Source organism: Rhizobium leucaenae USDA 9039 (assembly GCF_000426285.1).
In the GTDB taxonomy this organism is placed as follows: domain Bacteria; phylum Pseudomonadota; class Alphaproteobacteria; order Rhizobiales; family Rhizobiaceae; genus Rhizobium; species Rhizobium leucaenae.
The window spans coordinates 1-17071 of sequence record NZ_AUFB01000016.1 but is presented as its reverse complement, the minus strand read 5'-3'; the positions used below and the strand labels follow the sequence as shown (position 1 = coordinate 17071).

Here is a 17071-nt window from a genome sequence, read left to right as displayed (position 1 = left end):
CAGATGCCGTCACAGGGGCATCAAAGCTCCGACTTGATATCGCCCATGCGGTTCCACGCATCCAACCCCGCGATTTTGTAGGCTTCGGCGAGGGTCGGGTAGTTGAAGGTGTTTTCGACGAAATATTCGACCGTGCCTTTGAGGTTCAGCACCGCCTGGCCGATATGGACGAGTTCGGTCGCGCCTTCGCCGACGATGTGGACGCCGAGCAGCCGGCGCGTCTTCAGCGAGAAGATCATCTTCAAGAGGCCGGTATCGAGGCCCATGATATGGCCGCGCGACGTCTCGCGGAAACGGGCGATGCCGCATTCATAGGGGATGTGGCGTTCCTTGACCTCTTCCTCGGAAAGACCGCAGGTGGAGATTTCCGGTACGGCGTAGATGCCGTAGGGGAAATATTTCGGCGGTTCTTTGGCGATGGCGCCGACGGCGACGCGGGCGGCGATACGGCCCTGTTCCATCGACGTCGAAGCGAGGCTCGGAAAACCGACGACGTCGCCGGCCGCGAAGATGTGGGGGACGTTGGTGGCAAAGGTTTCGGGATTGACGCTGAGGCGGCCGCGATTGTCCGCCTCGATACCGGCCGCGGCCAGATTGAGCGTATCGGTAGCACCCATGCGGCCGGCCGCAAACAGCACCATATCGGTGACGATATGGCGGCCATTATCCAGCAGCAGTTCCACCTTGCCATTCTGCCGGATGACCTTCTCCGCCTTTTGTCCCAGCAGTAGTTTCATGTTGCGGTCGCGTAGCTGATAGATGAAATCCTCGACGATTTCCTTGTCGATGAAGTCGAGCATCGTCGATTTCGGATCGATCAGCGTCACCTGCGTGTCGAGCGCACTGAAGATCGTCGCATATTCGATGCCGATGACGCCGGCGCCGATGACGACCATCGAACGCGGCAGATCTTCGATCTCCAGCAACTCGTCGCTGTCGAGAACGGTCTTGCCGTCGAAGGGCATGTAGTCCGGACGGAAAGGCTTGGTGCCGACCGCAAGCAGGATGCTGGCGCCGGTCACATGGAGCACTTCGCCGTCGTCCTTGACGACCTGCAGGGTCTGCGGATCGACGAAGCTCGCCTTGCCGCGCATGTGCTGCACGCGATTGCGGGCGAACTGATGCTCCAGCACTTCGACTTCATGGTCGAGAGTGATCAGCAGGCGGCGGCGCAAATCTGCAGCGCTGATCTCCTGTTTGACACGGTAGGCGCGGCCGTAGAAGCCGCGCTCGCGCCAGCCGGAGAGATTGAGTGCAGTTTCACGCAGCGTCTTCGACGGAATGGTACCGGTATGGACCGAAACACCGCCGACGCGCTTTCCCTGTTCGATGACCAGCACTCTCTTGCCGAGCTTGGCGGCCTGAATGGCGCCCCTGCGGCCGGCGGGGCCACTGCCCACGACTATGAGATCGAATTGGTCCATCGGAAGCCTCGGGTGATTGGAATTATGGAATCAATGTCGCAACGCAACATGCTGCCCGTCAACCGGTAGCTGCTCAATGTTACAGATTATCTAACAGGAAAGATTAGGAGCTGGAAAGGCCGAGCCAAGGCTCAAGCTTTTCGAAAGTCCGGTCCATCGCATAGGCATCGGTAAAGGAAAGTGGCAGATGTCCGTAGATGATCGACATCTGACGTTCCGAAACGGCTTCGCCGGCTTTGGCGATAGCAGCGAGATAGAGGGCCGAGGCAAGCCCCGTGCGGTCTGCGCCGGCTTGGCAATGAATCAACAACGGCTTCGGTGCATCGCGCATGATCTGGACGAGCTGAGCTGCTTGTTCCCGGGTCAGTTCGCGACTGGCAGACATCTTGAAGTCGATGTGGTTGATATTGAGTTCCTTCGCCTGGGCGACTTCGCTGTCATACCAAGTGCGACCGTTGTTTTCGCCGCGCAGATTGATGATGGTCTTGATACCATACTGCTTCTGCAGTTCGGCGATCGTCGCCGGAGATGGTTGAGAAGAGCGGTAGACCTCGCCGGCGATGACGGGATGGAAGTTCGTCGTCCATAGCATATGAGCGTAGAAACCGCCGGCAATCAGCGCAAAGGGAGAAAATGCAAAAAGCACACCACGACCAATGCGGCGCAAACGATGAGAAAGCGGCGATGACGTCTTCGGCATGTAGTCTCCGGGCACGCCGCACCTCAAGGGATAAGGCGCATATAAAACAACCGCTTCCGCCGGCAAACACGCCGATCTGGATGCGTTGTCGTTCTGTCAGATCATCCTGACAAATACCTGAAACGCGAAGAGGAGCCCTCGATGTCGTACACTGTTGATGTTTCAGCATTCGAGGAGATTGCTTTTACCAGGAGCGCAATAAAAACAATTCGTTATGGTGATATTGAAAAGTCTTGATTACCCTGCGGAGTGCGATTCAGACCAAGCGCAGCGCTCTGAAGCTGACGTGGCCGTTCTTGCCGATGATAATATGATCGTGAACTGTGATGCCCAAAGGGCCGGCCGTATCGATGATCGTCTTCGTCATGTCGATATCGGCGCGCGAGGGAGTGGGGTCACCGGACGGGTGGTTGTGGACGAGAATCACCGCGGTGGCGGAGAGTTCAAGCGCCCGTCTGACCACCTCGCGCGGATAGACCGGCGTATGATCGATCGTGCCCAAACCCTGCACCTCGTCGGCGATCAGGGCATTGCGCTTGTCGAGAAACAGGATGCGAAACTGTTCGCGCGTCTCGTGCGCCATGGCTGTGTGACAGTAGTCGATCAAAGCTTTCCAGGAGGAGAGCACCGGCTTGCCGGCCAGCTCGCTTTTCAGCATGCGCTGCGCAACACTCGCCACCAGCTTCAGATCGAGGGCCACGGCTTCCCCGACGCCGCTGATTTCCTGCAGCAGATTAGCCGGCGCACCGAAGACGCCACCGAGCGTGCCGAATCGGGCAAGCAGCGCCTTGGCGATCGGTTTGGTGTCGCGGCGCGGAATCAGCCGAAACAGCAGGAGTTCGAGAATTTCGTAATCGGCAAGCGCCCCATCGCCGCCATCGCGATAGCGATTGCGCAGCCTTTCGCGGTGCCCATGATAATGGGCTTCGCCATTGGCTGGCGCGCTCGGCGGTTTTGTCGGTTTGTTGCGCAGCGCGAATTTGGCGGGTTGGTGGGCGAAAAACAGACGCTCGTCGAAAAGCGACACGTCTTCAAGACCATCCGCCCCGCCGCTATCGACGGGCATGTCGCCATGTCCGGAAGAGGAAGCGGGCCGCTTCGCCATGTATTACCCCTGCGGCGGCAAGCCGGGGCGGTCGAGGCCGCCGGGCGACAGGGTGAAGATCTCGCAGCCCGTGGCGGTAACGCCGACGGTGTGCTCGTACTGCGCCGAAAGCGAACGGTCGCGCGTGACGGCCGTCCAGCCGTCGCCGAGAACTTTCACATGCGGCCGTCCGAGGTTGATCATCGGCTCGATCGTGAAGATCATGCCTTCGCGCAGTTCCGGGCCCTCGCTGGCGCGGCCGTAATGCAGGATGTTCGGTGAATCATGGAAGAGGCTGCCGACGCCGTGGCCGCAGAAGTCCCGCACGACGGAGCAGCGCTCCGCTTCGGCATAGGCCTGGATCGCTTCGCCGATGGCGCCGGTCCGAGCACCGGGACGCACGGCGGCAATACCGCGCATCAGCGATTCATAGGTCACTTCCAGCAGCCGCTCCGCCGAGCGCTTGATCTCGCCGACCGGATACATGCGGCTGGAATCACCATGCCAGCCATCGAGCACATAGGTCACGTCGATATTGACGATATCGCCGTCGCGCAGCGGCTTGTCATTCGGGATGCCGTGGCACACGACATGATTGATCGACGTGCAGGACGACTTCATGTAGCCGCGATAATTCAGCGTCGCCGGGTAGGCGCCGTGATCCATGCCGAATTCGAAAACGAAGCGGTCGATCACATCGGTGGGTACGCCAGGCCCGACGATGGCAGCCAGTTCATCCAGGCAACGAGCGGTCAACTGGCATGCCCTGCGCATTCCTGCGAAAGCGTCGGGGCCGTAGAGGCGGATGGCGCCGGTATTTTTCGACGGCGCCGTTGCCGCTTCGATGTAATTCACCATGATCAGCCTTCAGCAGAAATCTTTATACTGGTATTTAATGCAGCTATGCCGGGTTCGTCTATCGGGATCAACCCAGCGGGCGTTATTTCTGTCGGTGAAACCTTGCATTTGATAGCATAGACTTCAACGCCGCGCTTCAAAGCTCGCTCGAACGCTGCCGCATAAACCGTGTCGAGATCGCCACAGACGCGAAAGCGACCGCAGTCATGCCGCTGGATCACGAACAGCATGACGGCGCGATATCCGGCCTCCGTCATATCGCCGAGTTCTTCGAGATGCTTGGCGCCGCGGGCTGTGACCGTATCGGGAAATTCGGCAAGGCCCGGCTGGCGCATAAAATGCACATTCTTGACTTCGACATAGGTGGTCGTCCGCAAGGGGTCGGTCAAGAGCAGGTCGATGCGGGAATTGCGGCCATAATTTTGCTCGCGCCGCACGGTCGTGTAATCGCCGAGATCGGAAATCTGCCTGAGAGCGATTGCCTCCGCTGCCAGCCGGTTCGGCATGGCGGTGTTGACGCCGACTATGGTGGCATCGGCTTCGATCAATTCAAAGACGTGACGATATTTGCGCTTCGGACTGTCATGTTCGGAAAGCCAAATGCGCGAACCGGGTGTCGTCAGCCCCTGCATCGAGCCGGTGTTCGGGCAGGAGCCGGTGATGATTTCGCCGCTCTCCAGTTCGGCATCGAAAAGGAAGCGCTTATAGCGGGCGATCAGCCGCGCGGGGACGAGGGGCGGATTGAAGAGCATGGATACCAGCCGCTTAGGCGCGTTCCATGACGAAGCTGCCGGGTGCTTCCTCGATGGCATTCAGTGCCGCGCCGCCCGGCTTGCGGGCGGGAACCATGCGGCTGTCGTTGCTCTTGATCCATTCGAGCCAATGCGGCCACCAGGAGCCTGGTGTCTCCTTAGCCTCGTCCAGCCATTGATCATAGTCGCCCTTGACCGCGCCGCCGGTCCAGAACTGGTATTTGTGCTTGTCCGGCGGGTTGACGACGCCGGCGATATGGCCGGACCCAGTCACGACGAACTCAACCGGCCCGCCGAAGAACTGGCTGCCGATGAAGACGGATTTGGCCGGCGCGATGTGATCCTCGCGCGTTGCCAGATTATAGACGGGTATCTTGACGTCTTTCAGCGACAGCTTTTTGCCGTCGAGCACCATCTTGCCCTGGCTCAAAGCATTGTCGAGATAGCAATTGCGTAGATAAAACGAATGGTTGGCTGCGGCCATTCGCGTGGAATCTGCGTTCCAGAACAGGAGATCGAAGGGCAGGGGTTCCTGGCCCTTCAGATAGCTGTTGACGAAATAGGGCCAGATCAGCTCCGAGGCGCGCAGCATGTTGAACGCCGTCGCCATTTTCGAGCCTTCGAGGTAACCGACCGCCTTCATCTGCGCTTCAAGCGCCGAGATCTGCTCCTCATCGACGAAGACCTTGAGATCGCCGGCAAAGGTGAAATCGACCTGCGTGGTCAGGAAGGTGACGGTGCGGATGCGCTTGTTCTTTTCCTTGGCATGCAAAGCGAGTGTTGCCGCCAGCAGCGTACCGCCGACGCAATAGCCGACCGCGTTGACCTCTTTCTCGCCGGTTGCCTTCTCGATCGTATCCAGCGCGAAATCGATGCCTTCGCGCGCATAGGACGTCCAGTCCTTGGCGGCATGGCGCTTATCCGGGTTCACCCAGGAGATGACAAAGACGGTGTGCCCCTGTTCGACACACCATTTGATGAAGGATTTCTGCGGGTTGAGATCGAGAATGTAAAATTTGTTGATCCAGGGTGGGCAGATCAGCAGCGGCCGCTTCAACACTTTGTCTGTTGCCGCTTCATATTGAATGATCTGGCAAACCTCGCTCTGTGCGATCACCTTGCCGGGTGTCAGCGCCATGTCCCGTCCAACAGCGAATTTCGTCATGTCGGTCTGGCGCAATCGCAATTCGCCGCGGCCGGCGCTGATATCCTCGGCAAACATTTTCATGCCGCGCACCAGGTTTTCTGCGTTGGAAGCGACGGTCTCGCGATAGAGCTGTGGATTGGTGGCGACGAAATTGGCCGGCGACAGCGCTGCGGTGATCTGCTTGGTATAGAAGGAGGCCTTGTGGCGCGTGTGCTCGTCCAGCCCTTCGGCATCAGTAACCAGCTTGTCTGCCCAGCCGGCGGTCAGGAGATAGGTTTGGCGCAGGAAATCGAAGAAAGGATTTTTCTGCCAATCCTCATCGGCGAAGCGCTTGTCTTTGACCGGCTCAGGCTCGGGTGCCGAATCGCCGCTGAGACGCTGCATGGTTTTCGTCCACAGGCCGAAATAGCCGGATAGCAGGTTGGTCTGTGCCTCCAATGTCCGGCGCGGATCGGAAAGCCAGTATTCGCTGACCTTGGAGAGCGTCTTGACGATGTCGGTCATCGGATCGGCAACGGTATCGACCTTCTCGCCGCGCTCGCGTGGCGCAAGCCATGCCGAAGCGGCCTTGCCGAGATTTTCCAACGCACGGGCAAAGTTCACGGCCATCGCCTCGGGATCCCTAACGATGTAAGGCTCGACTGACTTAGGGTCGAAACCGGGAAAGGCGCCGTTGCCTTCACTATTGTCCCGCTTGCTGTCGGTCACGCATCATCCTCCCGGCGGCAGCTCTCTTTGTTTTCCATTTGTACATCCTGCCGGAAAAGGAATACAAGTCGAATGAAACGCAACCCTGCTCTTGCTTTGCCGCTGCGACAAATTTAACAGTCGCAACCCACGGCAAGGCAACAGAGCAGGACGACAATATGGGCGGCGGCATGGTGGCAAGACTCAACCGGTATTCCGTACTCTGCGGTGCTTTGTGCGCCAGTCTCGCGCTGGCGCTTGCCGGCTGCTCGACGCCTGCGGAAAAGGCAGCCTTTGCCAAGAGCAAGCAGGCCCCGCAGGCGGTGGTCGTCAAGTCCGCGGAAGGCAAGCCGGTCGACGAAGGCAACACGCAACAGCACTACAAGGACGGTTATCCTTCCTTCAACGCTCCCCCGACGGCGGCGAATGTGCAGATCAACGACCAGCAGGCGGCCGATATCGGCAAGCAATTGACGGCGCTTGGCGCACAGCGCAAGGCCGGCACGATTTCCGAGGCCGAATATCAGAAACGTGTCGCCGACATGCGCAAGCTCGCGGCAGAACACGGCCAGGATACACTGTCGCAAATCCAGCAGCAGAGCGCCGAGCCCAGCCAGACGCCCGCGCCGACGCAGAATTAGCCTTGCGTTTCAGGCGATTTGGCCGCAAAGCGTTCAGCTAGGCTGAATTTCGATGTTTCTTCTTGGTTGATAGCGCGTTGCGTCTATAACCGCCCAAGATTCACCGTATCCTTCGCATCAGTATAGTTGCGGCGCCGCGATTCCGGAGTTCGTATCGCGGCTCACCGGGAGCTTGACGAACTTCATTGCGGTTGTGAGGGCCGCTGTCCCATGGGGAAAGAAATGGAAGAGTTTCATAAAGTCCGGCGCTTGCCGCCCTACGTCTTCGAACAGGTCAACCGTTTGAAGGCCAGCGCGCGAGCGGGCGGGGCCGACATTATCGACCTCGGCATGGGCAATCCGGACCTTCCGACCCCCAAGGCCATTGTCGACAAGCTCTGCGAAGTGGTCCAGGACCCGCGCACGCATCGTTATTCCTCGTCCAAGGGCATTCCTGGGCTGCGCCGCGCGCAGGCCGCTTATTATGCCCGCCGCTTCGGCGTCAAGCTCAATCCGGATACGCAGGTGGTCGCCACCCTCGGTTCGAAGGAAGGCTTCGCCAACATGGCGCAGGCGATCACGGCGCCGGGTGACGTTATCCTTTGCCCGAACCCGACCTATCCGATCCATGCCTTCGGCTTCCTGATGGCTGGCGGCGTCATCCGCTCGATGCAGGTCGAGCCGGACGATAGCTTTTTCCCGCCGCTGGAGCGGGCAGTGCGCCATTCTATCCCGAAGCCGCTGGCTTTGATCCTGAACTATCCTTCCAATCCGACAGCCTATGTCGCGACGCTGGATTTCTATAAGGAAGTCATCGCCTTCGCCAAGAAGCACGACATCATCGTGCTCTCGGATCTGGCCTATTCGGAAATCTACTTCAACGACGACCCACCGCCGTCTGTCCTGGAAGTTCCAGGCGCGATGGACGTCACCGTCGAGTTCACCTCGATGTCGAAGACCTTCTCGATGCCCGGCTGGCGCATGGGCTTCGCCGTCGGCAACGAGCGCCTGATCGCGGCTTTGACGCGTGTCAAATCCTACCTCGATTACGGTGCCTTCACGCCGATCCAGGTTGCGGCCACGCATGCGCTGAACGGGGACGGTTCCGATATCGCGGAAGTCCGCAACATCTACAAGCGCCGCCGTGACGTGCTGGTCGACAGCTTCGGCAAGGCTGGCTTCGACGTGCCACCACCGGCGGCGACGATGTTTGCCTGGGCGAAGATCCCGGAAAAATTCCGTCATCTCGGCTCGCTGGAATTCTCGAAGCTTCTCGTCGAGAAGGCTGACATCGCGGTGGCACCCGGCATCGGTTTCGGCGAGCAGGGCGACGATTACGTCCGTATCGCGCTGGTCGAGAACGAGCATCGCATCCGTCAGGCGGCGCGCAATTTGAAGCGCTTCCTCTCCACCGCGGATGAGACAATGCACAATGTCATTTCGCTGAACGCTCATCGTTCGTAATGTCGCGCGGCAGCCGTTTTCCGCGGCTGCCGTTCCCAATACTGATCAGGAATTTTCCATGGCAGATGCCCTCAAAATCGGCATTGCGGGCTTGGGCACCGTTGGTGCCTCGCTTGTCCGTATCATCCAGAGCCGCGCCAACGAGCTTGCCGTCACTTGCGGCCGCCCCGTCAAGATCGTCGCTGTCACCGCGCGCGATCGCGCTAAGGATCGTGGCATCGACCTCACGGGCATCGAATGGTTCGGCGGCCCGGTCGACCTGGCGCAGAAGGCCGACATCGACGTCTTCGTCGAGCTGATCGGCGGTGCCGAAGGGGCGGCTAATGCGGCAGTGCGCGCAGCCCTTGCCCGTGGCCTGCATGTCGTCACCGCCAACAAGGCGCTGCTTGCCTATCACGGCGTCGAACTTGCCGAGATTGCCGAAGAGAAGGGCGCACTGCTCAACTTCGAAGCGGCGGTCGCCGGCGGCATTCCCATCATCAAGGCGCTGCGTGAATCCCTGACCGGCAACACGATCTCGCGCGTCTACGGCATCATGAACGGCACCTGCAACTACATCCTGACCCGGATGGAGAAAGAGGGCCTATCCTTTGCCGATTGCCTGAAGGAAGCCCAGCGTCTCGGCTATGCCGAAGCCGATCCGGCCTTCGACATCGAGGGCAACGATACGGCCCATAAGCTCGCCATTTTGACGACGCTGGCCTTTGGTAACCGCATCGCAGCCGACGATATCTATCTCGAGGGAATCACGAATATTTCCATCGAGGATATCCGCGCAGCGGCCGACCTCGGTTATCGTATCAAGCTGCTCGGCGTTGCCCAGCGCACCGAAACCGGCATCGAACAGCGGGTTCACCCGACCATGGTGCCGCTCGAATCGGTCATCGCTCAGGTCGACGGCGTCACCAATGCCGTCGCGGTCGAATCGGACATACTCGGCGAACTGCTGATGGTCGGCCCCGGCGCCGGCGGCAACGCGACGGCTTCCTCCGTACTTGGCGACATCGCCGACATCGCCAAGAGCCAGCCGGGCGCGCAGCGTGTGCCGGTGCTCGGTCATCCCGCCAAGGCGTTGGAGCCCTATCGCAAGGCGCAGATGCAGAGCCACGAAGGCGGCTATTTCATCCGCCTGACCGTTCTCGACCGCACCGGCGTTTTCGCCAGCGTCGCGACCCGCATGGCGGAAAACCACATTTCGCTGGAGTCGATCGTGCAGCGCGCGACGCAGCATTTGGCCCCGGCCCATCATCAGACGATTATCCTCGTCACCCATGCGACGACGGAGGATTCGGTGCGCAAGGCTGTCGCCGCGATCAAGACCGAGGGCTATCTTGTCGGCGAGCCGCAGGTGATCCGCATCGAGCGGCCCAAGGAATAATTCTGGCGACCAAGGCCCGTTCCGATAAAGCGGAACGAGCCGTCCAATTCAGGGAGACATGGTGGAACAGCCGGCAGATCCTGTGCAGCGGGCATTTCTGGGCGTCGAACGCTCTGTCTCCGGCAATCGCTGGGTTTCCCGGCTCGACCAGGCCGGCCAGAATCGGGCGCTGGCCATCGCGCAAACGCATGGGCTACCGGATCTGATCGCCCGCGTTCTCGCCGGCCGCGGCGTCGGCGTCGAAGAGGCCATGGCCTTCCTGGATCCCACCATCCGCGGTCTGATGCCCGACCCTCATCTGCTGACTGACTGTGAGAAGGCGGCGCAACGTCTGCTGCGCGCCGTCAAGACGGGCGAGACGGTCGCGATCTTTGGTGACTACGACGTCGACGGCGCAGCGTCCTCGGCGCTGGCCTACCGCTTCCTCAGCCATTTCGGCGTGACGGCCAGCATCTACATTCCGGACCGCATCTTCGAAGGTTATGGCCCGAATCCCGCTGCCATCAACCAGCTCATCGATAATGGCGCCACCCTGATCGTCACCGTCGATTGCGGTTCCACCAGCTTCGAATCGTTGGAGGCGGCGAAGGCCCGCAATATCGACGTCGTCGTCATCGATCATCACCAGGTTGCGCATGAGCTGCCGCACTGCCACGCGCTGGTCAATCCGAATCGCGAGGACGATCTATCGGGGCAGGGACATCTCTGCGCCGCAGGCGTCGTCTTTATGGTTCTGGTCGCGGCCCTGCGGCAATTGCGTGAGGCAGGGGATGCCCGGGTCCGTTCCATCGACTTGCTTGCCTGGCTCGATATCGTCGCGCTGGCAACGGTCTGCGATGTCGTGCCGCTAAAAGGCTTGAACCGCGCCTACGTCGTCAAGGGCCTCATTGCCGCGCGTCATCAGGGCAATCCCGGCCTTGCCGCGTTATTTCGCAAGGCCGGACTCGGCGGCCCTGTGAGCCCTTATCATTTTGGTTTCATGATCGGCCCGCGCATCAACGCCGGCGGGCGTATCGGTGATGCGGCGCTGGGCGCCCGACTGCTGACGCTCGATGTTGCCTCGGCGGCCGAGACCATCGCCGACAAGCTGGACGATCTCAATCGCGAGCGCCAGGCGATGGAAGCCGCGATGCTGCAGGAGGCGGAAGCTGAAGCTCTGGCCGAGTACGGCAATGGCGACGGAGCCTCCGTCATCGTCACAGCGCGGGAAAACTGGCATCCGGGCATCGTCGGCCTGATTGCCTCACGGCTGAAGGACAAGTTCCGTCGTCCGGCCTTTGCCATTGCCTTCGATTCGATGGGCCGGGGCACCGGCTCGGGGCGCTCGATCAACGGTTTCGACATGGGCCGCATGGTGCGCGCCGCCGTCGATGCCGGCTTGCTCGTCAAGGGCGGCGGCCATGCCATGGCGGCGGGTCTGACGGTGGAGCGCGCCAATCTCGGCAAACTCCGCGCCTTCTTCACGGAGAAGGCGGAGAGGCAAGTCGCCGGCCTCGTCGCCAACGAAACGCTGAAAATCGACGGCGCGCTCGGTGCCGGCGGCGCGACCGTGGAGTTGGTCGACCAGCTCGAAACCGCCGGCCCTTACGGCTCCGGCCATCCGCAGCCGATCTTCGCCCTTCCGAGCCACCGTCTGCGCGATTCGCGTCTCGTCGGCCAATCTCACATCAAGGTCACCCTGGAGGCTCAGGACGGCGGCCGCCTCGACGGCATCGCCTTCCGCGCCGTTGAAACGCCTCTCGGCGAACTCCTGCTCTCCTCCCGCGGATCACAGATCCACATCGCCGGCACGCTCGGCGCGGATCATTGGCAGGGCGCAAGGCGCGTGCAATTGCGTGTCATGGATGCCGCAAAGGCCGTCTAGCAGACAAGCACAGGTCTCTCGTTTCAGAGCAAAATCACTGCTTTAGGGAAAAGGAACAGCAGTACGCCGCGGCTTCGATGGCGACGTTGAAATGCGACCTTACGTCTTCAACGTGACGATGCTCATTTGGTGTTCTCTGTTCTCTATTCTCTGTTTTTTGTCCCAAATGGTATGCGACGCGTTCGAATGCACCCCCTGGCCCTGCTTGCACGTAAGCGTAGAGTGACGATATTCTATTGATCGCTTTATCGTCGTGGAGATTTTGATCAATGGACCTCACTCAGGTTGAAGGCATACTTGGACTCGCGAGCACAGCGTTGGGTGCGACCGGCAAGGCCGTATCCACAGTTGAGGCTATCAAAAATTTGATGTCTTCGGAAAAGAAGCTCGATAACGACAAGGCTGCAACCCTGCTCAATACCCTTGCGGTAGAGCTGACTGCCGCCAACATGATGAATGTCAATCTGAGCACTGGTTTGAAAGAACTTAGCCAACAACTCAAAAGCCAGAACGAGTTTGAGAAGGATAAGGCCAGATACGAGCTGTTTCAGACGGGTCAAAATGATTTAGTTTATAAACTGAAGGAAGAGATGGCTGAGGGGCAACCGATGCACTTCATCTGTCCTGTGTGCTTGAACAGCGATAAACAGATTAGCTTTATATCCGGCGAAGGTGACTACAAACGCTGCCAAAAGGACAAAAAGCATATGTTTCGGTTTAAGAACACGCCGCTCGATCTTCCTCCATCGGGGCGTTGGCACTCGCGTTTGTAATGCTTTGAATGCGTTGGGGAAAAACAAACAACAGTGGCACGCCCTAGGGGAGTCGAACCCCTCTTTACAGAATGAAAATCTGTCGTCCTAACCGATAGACGAAGGGCGCGTGCTGTGGCGCCCTTATAGTCAGCACCTTTTGTTCCCGCAAGCGGAAAATCGAGAAAAATCTATGGGTCGGGCCAGATTTTTCGAGGCAATTGTGGAAAAGCTCGGGGTGGGTCCGATTGGTACGCCCTAGGGGAGTCGAACCCCTCTTTACAGAATGAGAATCTGTCGTCCTAACCGATAGACGAAGGGCGCAGGCTGCGCTTGCGACCATATAGGAATAGCGCAAAGCCGCGACAAGCGGAAGGTGGATCATTGTCGTAGGGAGGAAGAACAGTGGCACGCCCTAGGGGAGTCGAACCCCTCTTTACAGAATGAAAATCTGTCGTCCTAACCGATAGACGAAGGGCGCGTGCTGTTGTGTGGCGCGCTTATAGCGGGGCGATCTCATTCCCGCAAGCGCCTATTTCGGTTTTTCTCGGAAAAAATGACAGAAGCGTAACGCTTCGGCGAAGTTTGAATAAGCATGCCTTAACAGCATGTTGCGGAGATTTGCAGATGAGGCGGGCTTAGAGCCCCGCGCCGCTCTGCGGCTGTGTTATCAGCGGCTTGCCATCCTGGCCTTGGCCTTTCGAGGCTACGATATGCGCCAGCATCAGCGCTTCCTTGCTGTCTATCCTGCGGGCAGTAGAGCCGCGGGCGGGCAGGATTTTCGAGGGCGTGGCATCCGCCGTCGGCTTCATTGGGCTTCCCGTCGTATAAGCGGCGTTGCGAATGACCGGGGGAGGAATCACCGCCTGTGACGTCTGGTCGACAGGCATGCCACCATTGCCCTGTTGTGGCGTGGCATTCTGCGTTGCACTGGGCGGCATGCTGTAGACGCTGCGCATGATCGGAGAAGGCCCCTGCGGTTGCCCGGCACCCGCTTGGGTATTGGCCAGCGTTCCATCCGGATTGACGGCAATCGGCGCGGGCGTCGAATAGATGCTGCTTCTGTTGGCGTTGACGCCCGTCGGCTGCGTCACGAGGCCGGCAATGCCAGCCGGCGCGTCGGTGGCCATAGGTGTTGCTCCGGCCGGGGCCGGCGGGAAGAAGGATTGACTGCTTGTCTCTTCCGCGACCATCTGCTGACGTGTGCCATGCACGCTGTGTACAAGCGGATCGCGATAGCCGACATCGCCCTTTTGCCGTTTCGCTTCGGCTTTGGTGTTGAGAGCATCGGCAAGCTGTTCGGCAGCGCTGGTCTGCGGCTCGGCTTCGGCCGCCTGTTTCGGCTTGCCGCCTGTGGTCGCGCAGCCGGTGAGCATTACAAATGACATGGCGACGGCAATAATGCTTGCGAGCTTTTTATTGCCGGATAGAATCTGCCGATCGCACAAAGGACGTTCCCCGCTGAAAAGTTGGCACCGGAACGGCCTCTTGCGAGGGACGATGATATCCGTGCGGCATTAACTGGGAACGATGACCGCAAGAAATCCGATGCATGATGCTTCGAGTCGCCCCAAGCATGCCGGAGAGCGGGTATGACCGGCAAGCGCGAAACCGATGGCTCCGCGCGCGCCGTAAGCCTCGCGAAAGCTAGCGCTTTACCAGGCGCCGGTGTTGGGCATCGAAGCCCAGGGCTCGGCCGGATCGAGGTTCGCGCCCTTCTGCAGGATCTCGATGGAAATGCCGTCCGGAGAACGCACGAAAGCCATGTGACCATCGCGCGGCGGCCGGTTGATTGTAATGCCATTGTCCATAAGTTTCTGGCAGATTGCGTAGATGTCATCGACCTCATAGGCGAGGTGACCGAAGTTGCGTCCTCCGGTATACTCCTCAGGGTCCCAGTTGTAGGTAAGCTCCAGACTGGGGGCGCCGCTGCTTCGTGAGGCCTCTACATCCTCGCCGGCAGCAAGGAAAACGAGTGTGAAACGGCCTTTCTCGTTTTCGTAGCGACGGGTTTCGGTGAGGCCGAAGAGAGTGCTATAAAAGTGCAGTGAGGCGTCGAGATCGGTAACGCGGACCATGGTGTGGAGATAACGCATTCTGTTTCCTCTCTATGTTTGTGCTGAGGCGATCATGAAACGAGACACCAGCTTCAGGCAAGACTCGGCGCGCTAATCTACGGATGGGAATAAACGAAAACTAGGACTTGCGCTTTTCCGTTACCAAGATGTTAATCTTGATTTCAAGGAATCAATTAACTGTAACAGTGTGACGCGTAATCGAGGGTTGGCTAAGATGGGTGATAGAATTTCATCGAAGGGAATCGTCGACTTCGGAGAGATGTCGGGCGAGGCCGTCGAGCTCATCGAAATCTCCGGCGTCGTCAAATGGTTCGACGTCGCCAAAGGTTTTGGCTTCATCGTTCCGGACAATGGCATGCAGGACGTCCTGTTGCATGTAACTTGCCTGCGCCGCGATGGTTATCAGACCATCCTTGAGGGAACGCGCATCGTTGCGCTGATCCAGCGTCGTGAGCGTGGGTATCAGGCTTTCAAGATCCTCTCCATGGATCAGTCGACCGCCGTGCACCCCTCGCAGATGCCGCCGGTGCGCACCCATGTGCAGGTGACGGCGACGAGCGGCCTGGAGCGCGCCTTGGTCAAATGGTTCAACCGCACCAAGGGGTTCGGGTTCCTGACGCGCGGCGAGGGCACGGAAGACATCTTTGTGCATATGGAAACGCTGCGTCGTTTCGGTCTGGCGGAGTTGCGGCCGGGGCAGGTGGTTCTCGTCCGTTTCGGGCCAGGCGAGAAGGGATTGATGGCGGCGGAAATCCATCCGGATGCGCCGAGCCCGGTGACGCGGCCGCATTGATATGACCAGAGCTACGTTTTCTGCTGTTTTGAAGAGCGCCATCGTGGCGCTTTTTCTTGTCGGGGCATCCGCTCCCGCCTTTGCTGCGCAAGCGACCAGCGAGAAATCGGTAACGTTCGATTCGGAGCCTTTGTCGATCAAAACGGCAAAGGGCGTGACGCACAAATTCACCGTGGAATTGGCCTTGACCGAGCCGCAGCTTGAGTTCGGCCTGATGTATCGCAAGAGCATGCCGGCCGATCACGGCATGCTTTTCGATTTCGGTGCGCCGCGCCCCGTCATGATGTGGATGAAGAATACAGTGTTGCCGCTCGATATGCTCTTCCTGGACAAAAGCGGCGTGATCACGCACATTCAGCAAAACGCCGTACCCTTTTCGGAAGAGATCATCAACTCCGGCGGACCGGTGCTCTACGTCATCGAGCTGAACGGCGGCATCGCCAGAAAACTCGGCCTTGCGGTCGGCGACAAGGTGACCAGCGCCACGATTTCCGCCAAGCTCGGCAAATAGATTTTCCCCGGGGATCGGCGCTTCAACGCCATTTTAGCTGTTGCAGCACGGGGATGAACCGTGTATCTCCGCACTCGTTCTGCAAAGCGGAACGACGCGATCTCCTAGAGAGGTATGCGTGCAGGTACGGAGTGTAGCGCAGTCTGGTAGCGCATCTGGTTTGGGACCAGAGGGTCGGGAGTTCGAATCTCTCCACTCCGACCATTTAAATTCCCCTGATATCGATGGATTGGAATGCGGCCTGGCCGCCTTTTTGCTTGAAAACAAAGGGATTCGCGGCTAAGCAAAATCCCACAAATGCTCTGCCTTCATCGGGCCGGGCGAAGACGAGAGAAGCACAAGGCGGGACTATCCCGCTTATCCGGAGGCGCTGCAGCGATGCCTGCCAAGATTTACCGTCCCGCTAAAACCGCCATGCAATCCGGCAAGGCCAAGACCCAGTTGTGGGTCCTGGAATTCGACCAGGAGATCCCGCGGAAGATCGATCCGATCATGGGCTATACCTCGTCGGCGGATACGCGCCAGCAGCTCAAGCTGACGTTTGAGACGCAGGAACAGGCCGAAGCCTATGCCCAGCGCAACGGCATCGAATATCGCGTTCTCGCCCCGAAGGACGCCAACCGCCAGGTTGTTTCCTATACGGATAACTTCCGTTTCAATCGCATCCAGCCCTGGACCCATTGATCCGGCACTCGTCGAATTCGATGCCCATTGAGTTTGACGGAAGTTTCAGGCATGTGTTGTCAGCCGCGAACGGTTCGCGGCGGCTTGGTTTCAGGCCCCTTAGCTCAGCTGGATAGAGCACCTGCCTTCTAAGCAGGTGGTCGCAGGTTCGAATCCTGCAGGGGTCGCCATCTCCTTTTTTGTCCATACCGGAGACATAGGTAACAGATTGTACCTAAGACATGGGTGACAACCTCGTGCCGAACGGGTTGTCGATGGTTTGCAAAGTTCTCTGC

16 protein-coding genes and 5 tRNA genes are annotated in these 17071 nt (G+C 59.3%); 10 read left to right on the top strand and 11 right to left on the bottom strand.

Translation table 11 applies throughout. The annotated features are described in order from the left end of the window. Window positions 1-20 precede the first annotated feature (20 nt). The 6 genes from sthA to phaC form a co-directional block, all read right to left on the bottom strand. On the bottom strand, window positions 21-1424 hold the full coding sequence (gene sthA, locus K290_RS0122000) for a Si-specific NAD(P)(+) transhydrogenase (RefSeq protein ID WP_028753868.1): 1404 nt from the start codon (window positions 1422-1424) through the stop codon (window positions 21-23). 103 nt (window positions 1425-1527) lie between these two features. Next, window positions 1528-2124: a dual specificity protein phosphatase family protein gene (locus tag K290_RS0121995; RefSeq protein WP_028753867.1), complete on the bottom strand. Its 597-nt coding sequence runs from the start codon at window positions 2122-2124 to the stop codon at window positions 1528-1530. Between the two features lie 256 nt (window positions 2125-2380). Further along, window positions 2381-3190 (bottom strand): RadC family protein, encoded by an 810-nt coding sequence (gene radC, locus K290_RS0121990; RefSeq protein WP_245276622.1) that lies wholly within the window; start codon window positions 3188-3190, stop codon window positions 2381-2383. 42 nt (window positions 3191-3232) lie between these two features. Further along, on the bottom strand, window positions 3233-4066 hold the full coding sequence (map, locus tag K290_RS0121985; RefSeq protein WP_028753865.1) for a type I methionyl aminopeptidase: 834 nt from the start codon (window positions 4064-4066) through the stop codon (window positions 3233-3235). Window positions 4067-4068: 2 nt separating this feature from the next. After that, entirely contained in the window at window positions 4069-4818 is a 750-nt protein-coding gene (sfsA, locus tag K290_RS0121980; protein ID WP_028753864.1) for a DNA/RNA nuclease SfsA, read from the bottom strand. Between the two features lie 13 nt (window positions 4819-4831). Then, on the bottom strand, window positions 4832-6673 hold the full coding sequence (phaC, locus tag K290_RS0121975) for a class I poly(R)-hydroxyalkanoic acid synthase (RefSeq protein ID WP_028753863.1): 1842 nt from the start codon (window positions 6671-6673) through the stop codon (window positions 4832-4834). A gap of 158 nt (window positions 6674-6831) precedes the next feature. Between phaC and K290_RS0121970 the strand changes: the two genes are divergently transcribed. The 5 genes from K290_RS0121970 to K290_RS0121950 all read left to right on the top strand — a co-directional run bounded on the left by K290_RS0121970 (window position 6832) and on the right by K290_RS0121950 (window position 12751). Further along, on the top strand, window positions 6832-7293 hold the full coding sequence (locus K290_RS0121970) for a hypothetical protein (protein ID WP_028753862.1): 462 nt from the start codon (window positions 6832-6834) through the stop codon (window positions 7291-7293). Between the two features lie 222 nt (window positions 7294-7515). Next, the gene (locus K290_RS0121965) at window positions 7516-8736 is read left to right on the top strand and encodes an LL-diaminopimelate aminotransferase (RefSeq protein WP_028753861.1); all 1221 of its coding nucleotides are present in this window, start codon (window positions 7516-7518) and stop codon (window positions 8734-8736) included. Between the two features lie 58 nt (window positions 8737-8794). Continuing rightward, the gene (locus tag K290_RS0121960) at window positions 8795-10114 is read left to right on the top strand and encodes a homoserine dehydrogenase (protein ID WP_028753860.1); all 1320 of its coding nucleotides are present in this window, start codon (window positions 8795-8797) and stop codon (window positions 10112-10114) included. 58 nt (window positions 10115-10172) lie between these two features. After that, entirely contained in the window at window positions 10173-11978 is a 1806-nt protein-coding gene (recJ, locus tag K290_RS0121955; RefSeq protein WP_037135990.1) for a single-stranded-DNA-specific exonuclease RecJ, read from the top strand. Window positions 11979-12247: 269 nt separating this feature from the next. Continuing rightward, window positions 12248-12751: a hypothetical protein gene (locus K290_RS0121950; RefSeq protein WP_028753858.1), complete on the top strand. Its 504-nt coding sequence runs from the start codon at window positions 12248-12250 to the stop codon at window positions 12749-12751. A gap of 34 nt (window positions 12752-12785) precedes the next feature. Here K290_RS0121950 and K290_RS0121945 read toward each other — a convergent pair. The 5 genes from K290_RS0121945 to K290_RS0121925 form a co-directional block, all read right to left on the bottom strand. Then, window positions 12786-12860: transfer RNA gene (locus K290_RS0121945), tRNA-Glu, on the bottom strand. 119 nt (window positions 12861-12979) lie between these two features. Then, window positions 12980-13054, bottom strand: a tRNA-Glu gene (locus tag K290_RS0121940). Between the two features lie 82 nt (window positions 13055-13136). Further along, window positions 13137-13211: transfer RNA gene (locus tag K290_RS0121935), tRNA-Glu, on the bottom strand. Window positions 13212-13368: 157 nt separating this feature from the next. Beyond that, window positions 13369-14118 carry a hypothetical protein gene (locus tag K290_RS0121930; protein ID WP_245276617.1) on the bottom strand — a complete coding sequence of 250 codons (750 nt, stop codon included), beginning with the start codon at window positions 14116-14118 and terminating at the stop codon, window positions 13369-13371. 267 nt (window positions 14119-14385) lie between these two features. Further along, a complete protein-coding gene (locus K290_RS0121925; RefSeq protein ID WP_028753856.1) occupies window positions 14386-14826 on the bottom strand; it encodes a VOC family protein in 441 nt (146 codons plus the stop codon). A 196-nt stretch (window positions 14827-15022) separates the two neighbouring features. On the opposite strand from K290_RS0121925, the gene K290_RS0121920 reads away from it, so the two are divergent. The 5 genes from K290_RS0121920 to K290_RS0121900 all read left to right on the top strand — a co-directional run bounded on the left by K290_RS0121920 (window position 15023) and on the right by K290_RS0121900 (window position 16966). Beyond that, entirely contained in the window at window positions 15023-15601 is a 579-nt protein-coding gene (locus tag K290_RS0121920; protein ID WP_028753855.1) for a cold-shock protein, read from the top strand. A 1-nt stretch (window position 15602) separates the two neighbouring features. Continuing rightward, on the top strand, window positions 15603-16112 hold the full coding sequence (locus K290_RS0121915) for a DUF192 domain-containing protein (protein WP_028753854.1): 510 nt from the start codon (window positions 15603-15605) through the stop codon (window positions 16110-16112). A gap of 127 nt (window positions 16113-16239) precedes the next feature. Next, a tRNA-Pro gene (locus K290_RS0121910) sits at window positions 16240-16316 on the top strand. A gap of 174 nt (window positions 16317-16490) precedes the next feature. Continuing rightward, on the top strand, window positions 16491-16796 hold the full coding sequence (locus K290_RS0121905) for an ETC complex I subunit (protein WP_028753853.1): 306 nt from the start codon (window positions 16491-16493) through the stop codon (window positions 16794-16796). Window positions 16797-16889: 93 nt separating this feature from the next. Beyond that, a tRNA-Arg gene (locus K290_RS0121900) sits at window positions 16890-16966 on the top strand. Window positions 16967-17071 lie beyond the last annotated feature (105 nt).

Coding starts and splice junctions, on each gene's coding strand:
- sthA (WP_028753868.1), bottom strand. CDS start 1,424: ATGGACCAATTCGATCTCATAGTCGTGGGCAGTGGCCCCGCCGGCCGC.
- K290_RS0121995 (WP_028753867.1), bottom strand. CDS start 2,124: ATGCCGAAGACGTCATCGCCGCTTTCTCATCGTTTGCGCCGCATTGGT.
- radC (WP_245276622.1), bottom strand. CDS start 3,190: ATGCCCGTCGATAGCGGCGGGGCGGATGGTCTTGAAGACGTGTCGCTT.
- map (WP_028753865.1), bottom strand. CDS start 4,066: ATGGTGAATTACATCGAAGCGGCAACGGCGCCGTCGAAAAATACCGGC.
- sfsA (WP_028753864.1), bottom strand. CDS start 4,818: ATGCTCTTCAATCCGCCCCTCGTCCCCGCGCGGCTGATCGCCCGCTAT.
- K290_RS0121970 (WP_028753862.1), top strand. CDS start 6,832: ATGGGCGGCGGCATGGTGGCAAGACTCAACCGGTATTCCGTACTCTGC.
- K290_RS0121965 (WP_028753861.1), top strand. CDS start 7,516: ATGGAAGAGTTTCATAAAGTCCGGCGCTTGCCGCCCTACGTCTTCGAA.
- K290_RS0121960 (WP_028753860.1), top strand. CDS start 8,795: ATGGCAGATGCCCTCAAAATCGGCATTGCGGGCTTGGGCACCGTTGGT.
- recJ (WP_037135990.1), top strand. CDS start 10,173: ATGGTGGAACAGCCGGCAGATCCTGTGCAGCGGGCATTTCTGGGCGTC.
- K290_RS0121950 (WP_028753858.1), top strand. CDS start 12,248: ATGGACCTCACTCAGGTTGAAGGCATACTTGGACTCGCGAGCACAGCG.
- K290_RS0121930 (WP_245276617.1), bottom strand. CDS start 14,118: ATGTCATTTGTAATGCTCACCGGCTGCGCGACCACAGGCGGCAAGCCG.
- K290_RS0121925 (WP_028753856.1), bottom strand. CDS start 14,826: ATGCGTTATCTCCACACCATGGTCCGCGTTACCGATCTCGACGCCTCA.
- K290_RS0121920 (WP_028753855.1), top strand. CDS start 15,023: ATGGGTGATAGAATTTCATCGAAGGGAATCGTCGACTTCGGAGAGATG.
- K290_RS0121915 (WP_028753854.1), top strand. CDS start 15,603: ATGACCAGAGCTACGTTTTCTGCTGTTTTGAAGAGCGCCATCGTGGCG.
- K290_RS0121905 (WP_028753853.1), top strand. CDS start 16,491: ATGCCTGCCAAGATTTACCGTCCCGCTAAAACCGCCATGCAATCCGGC.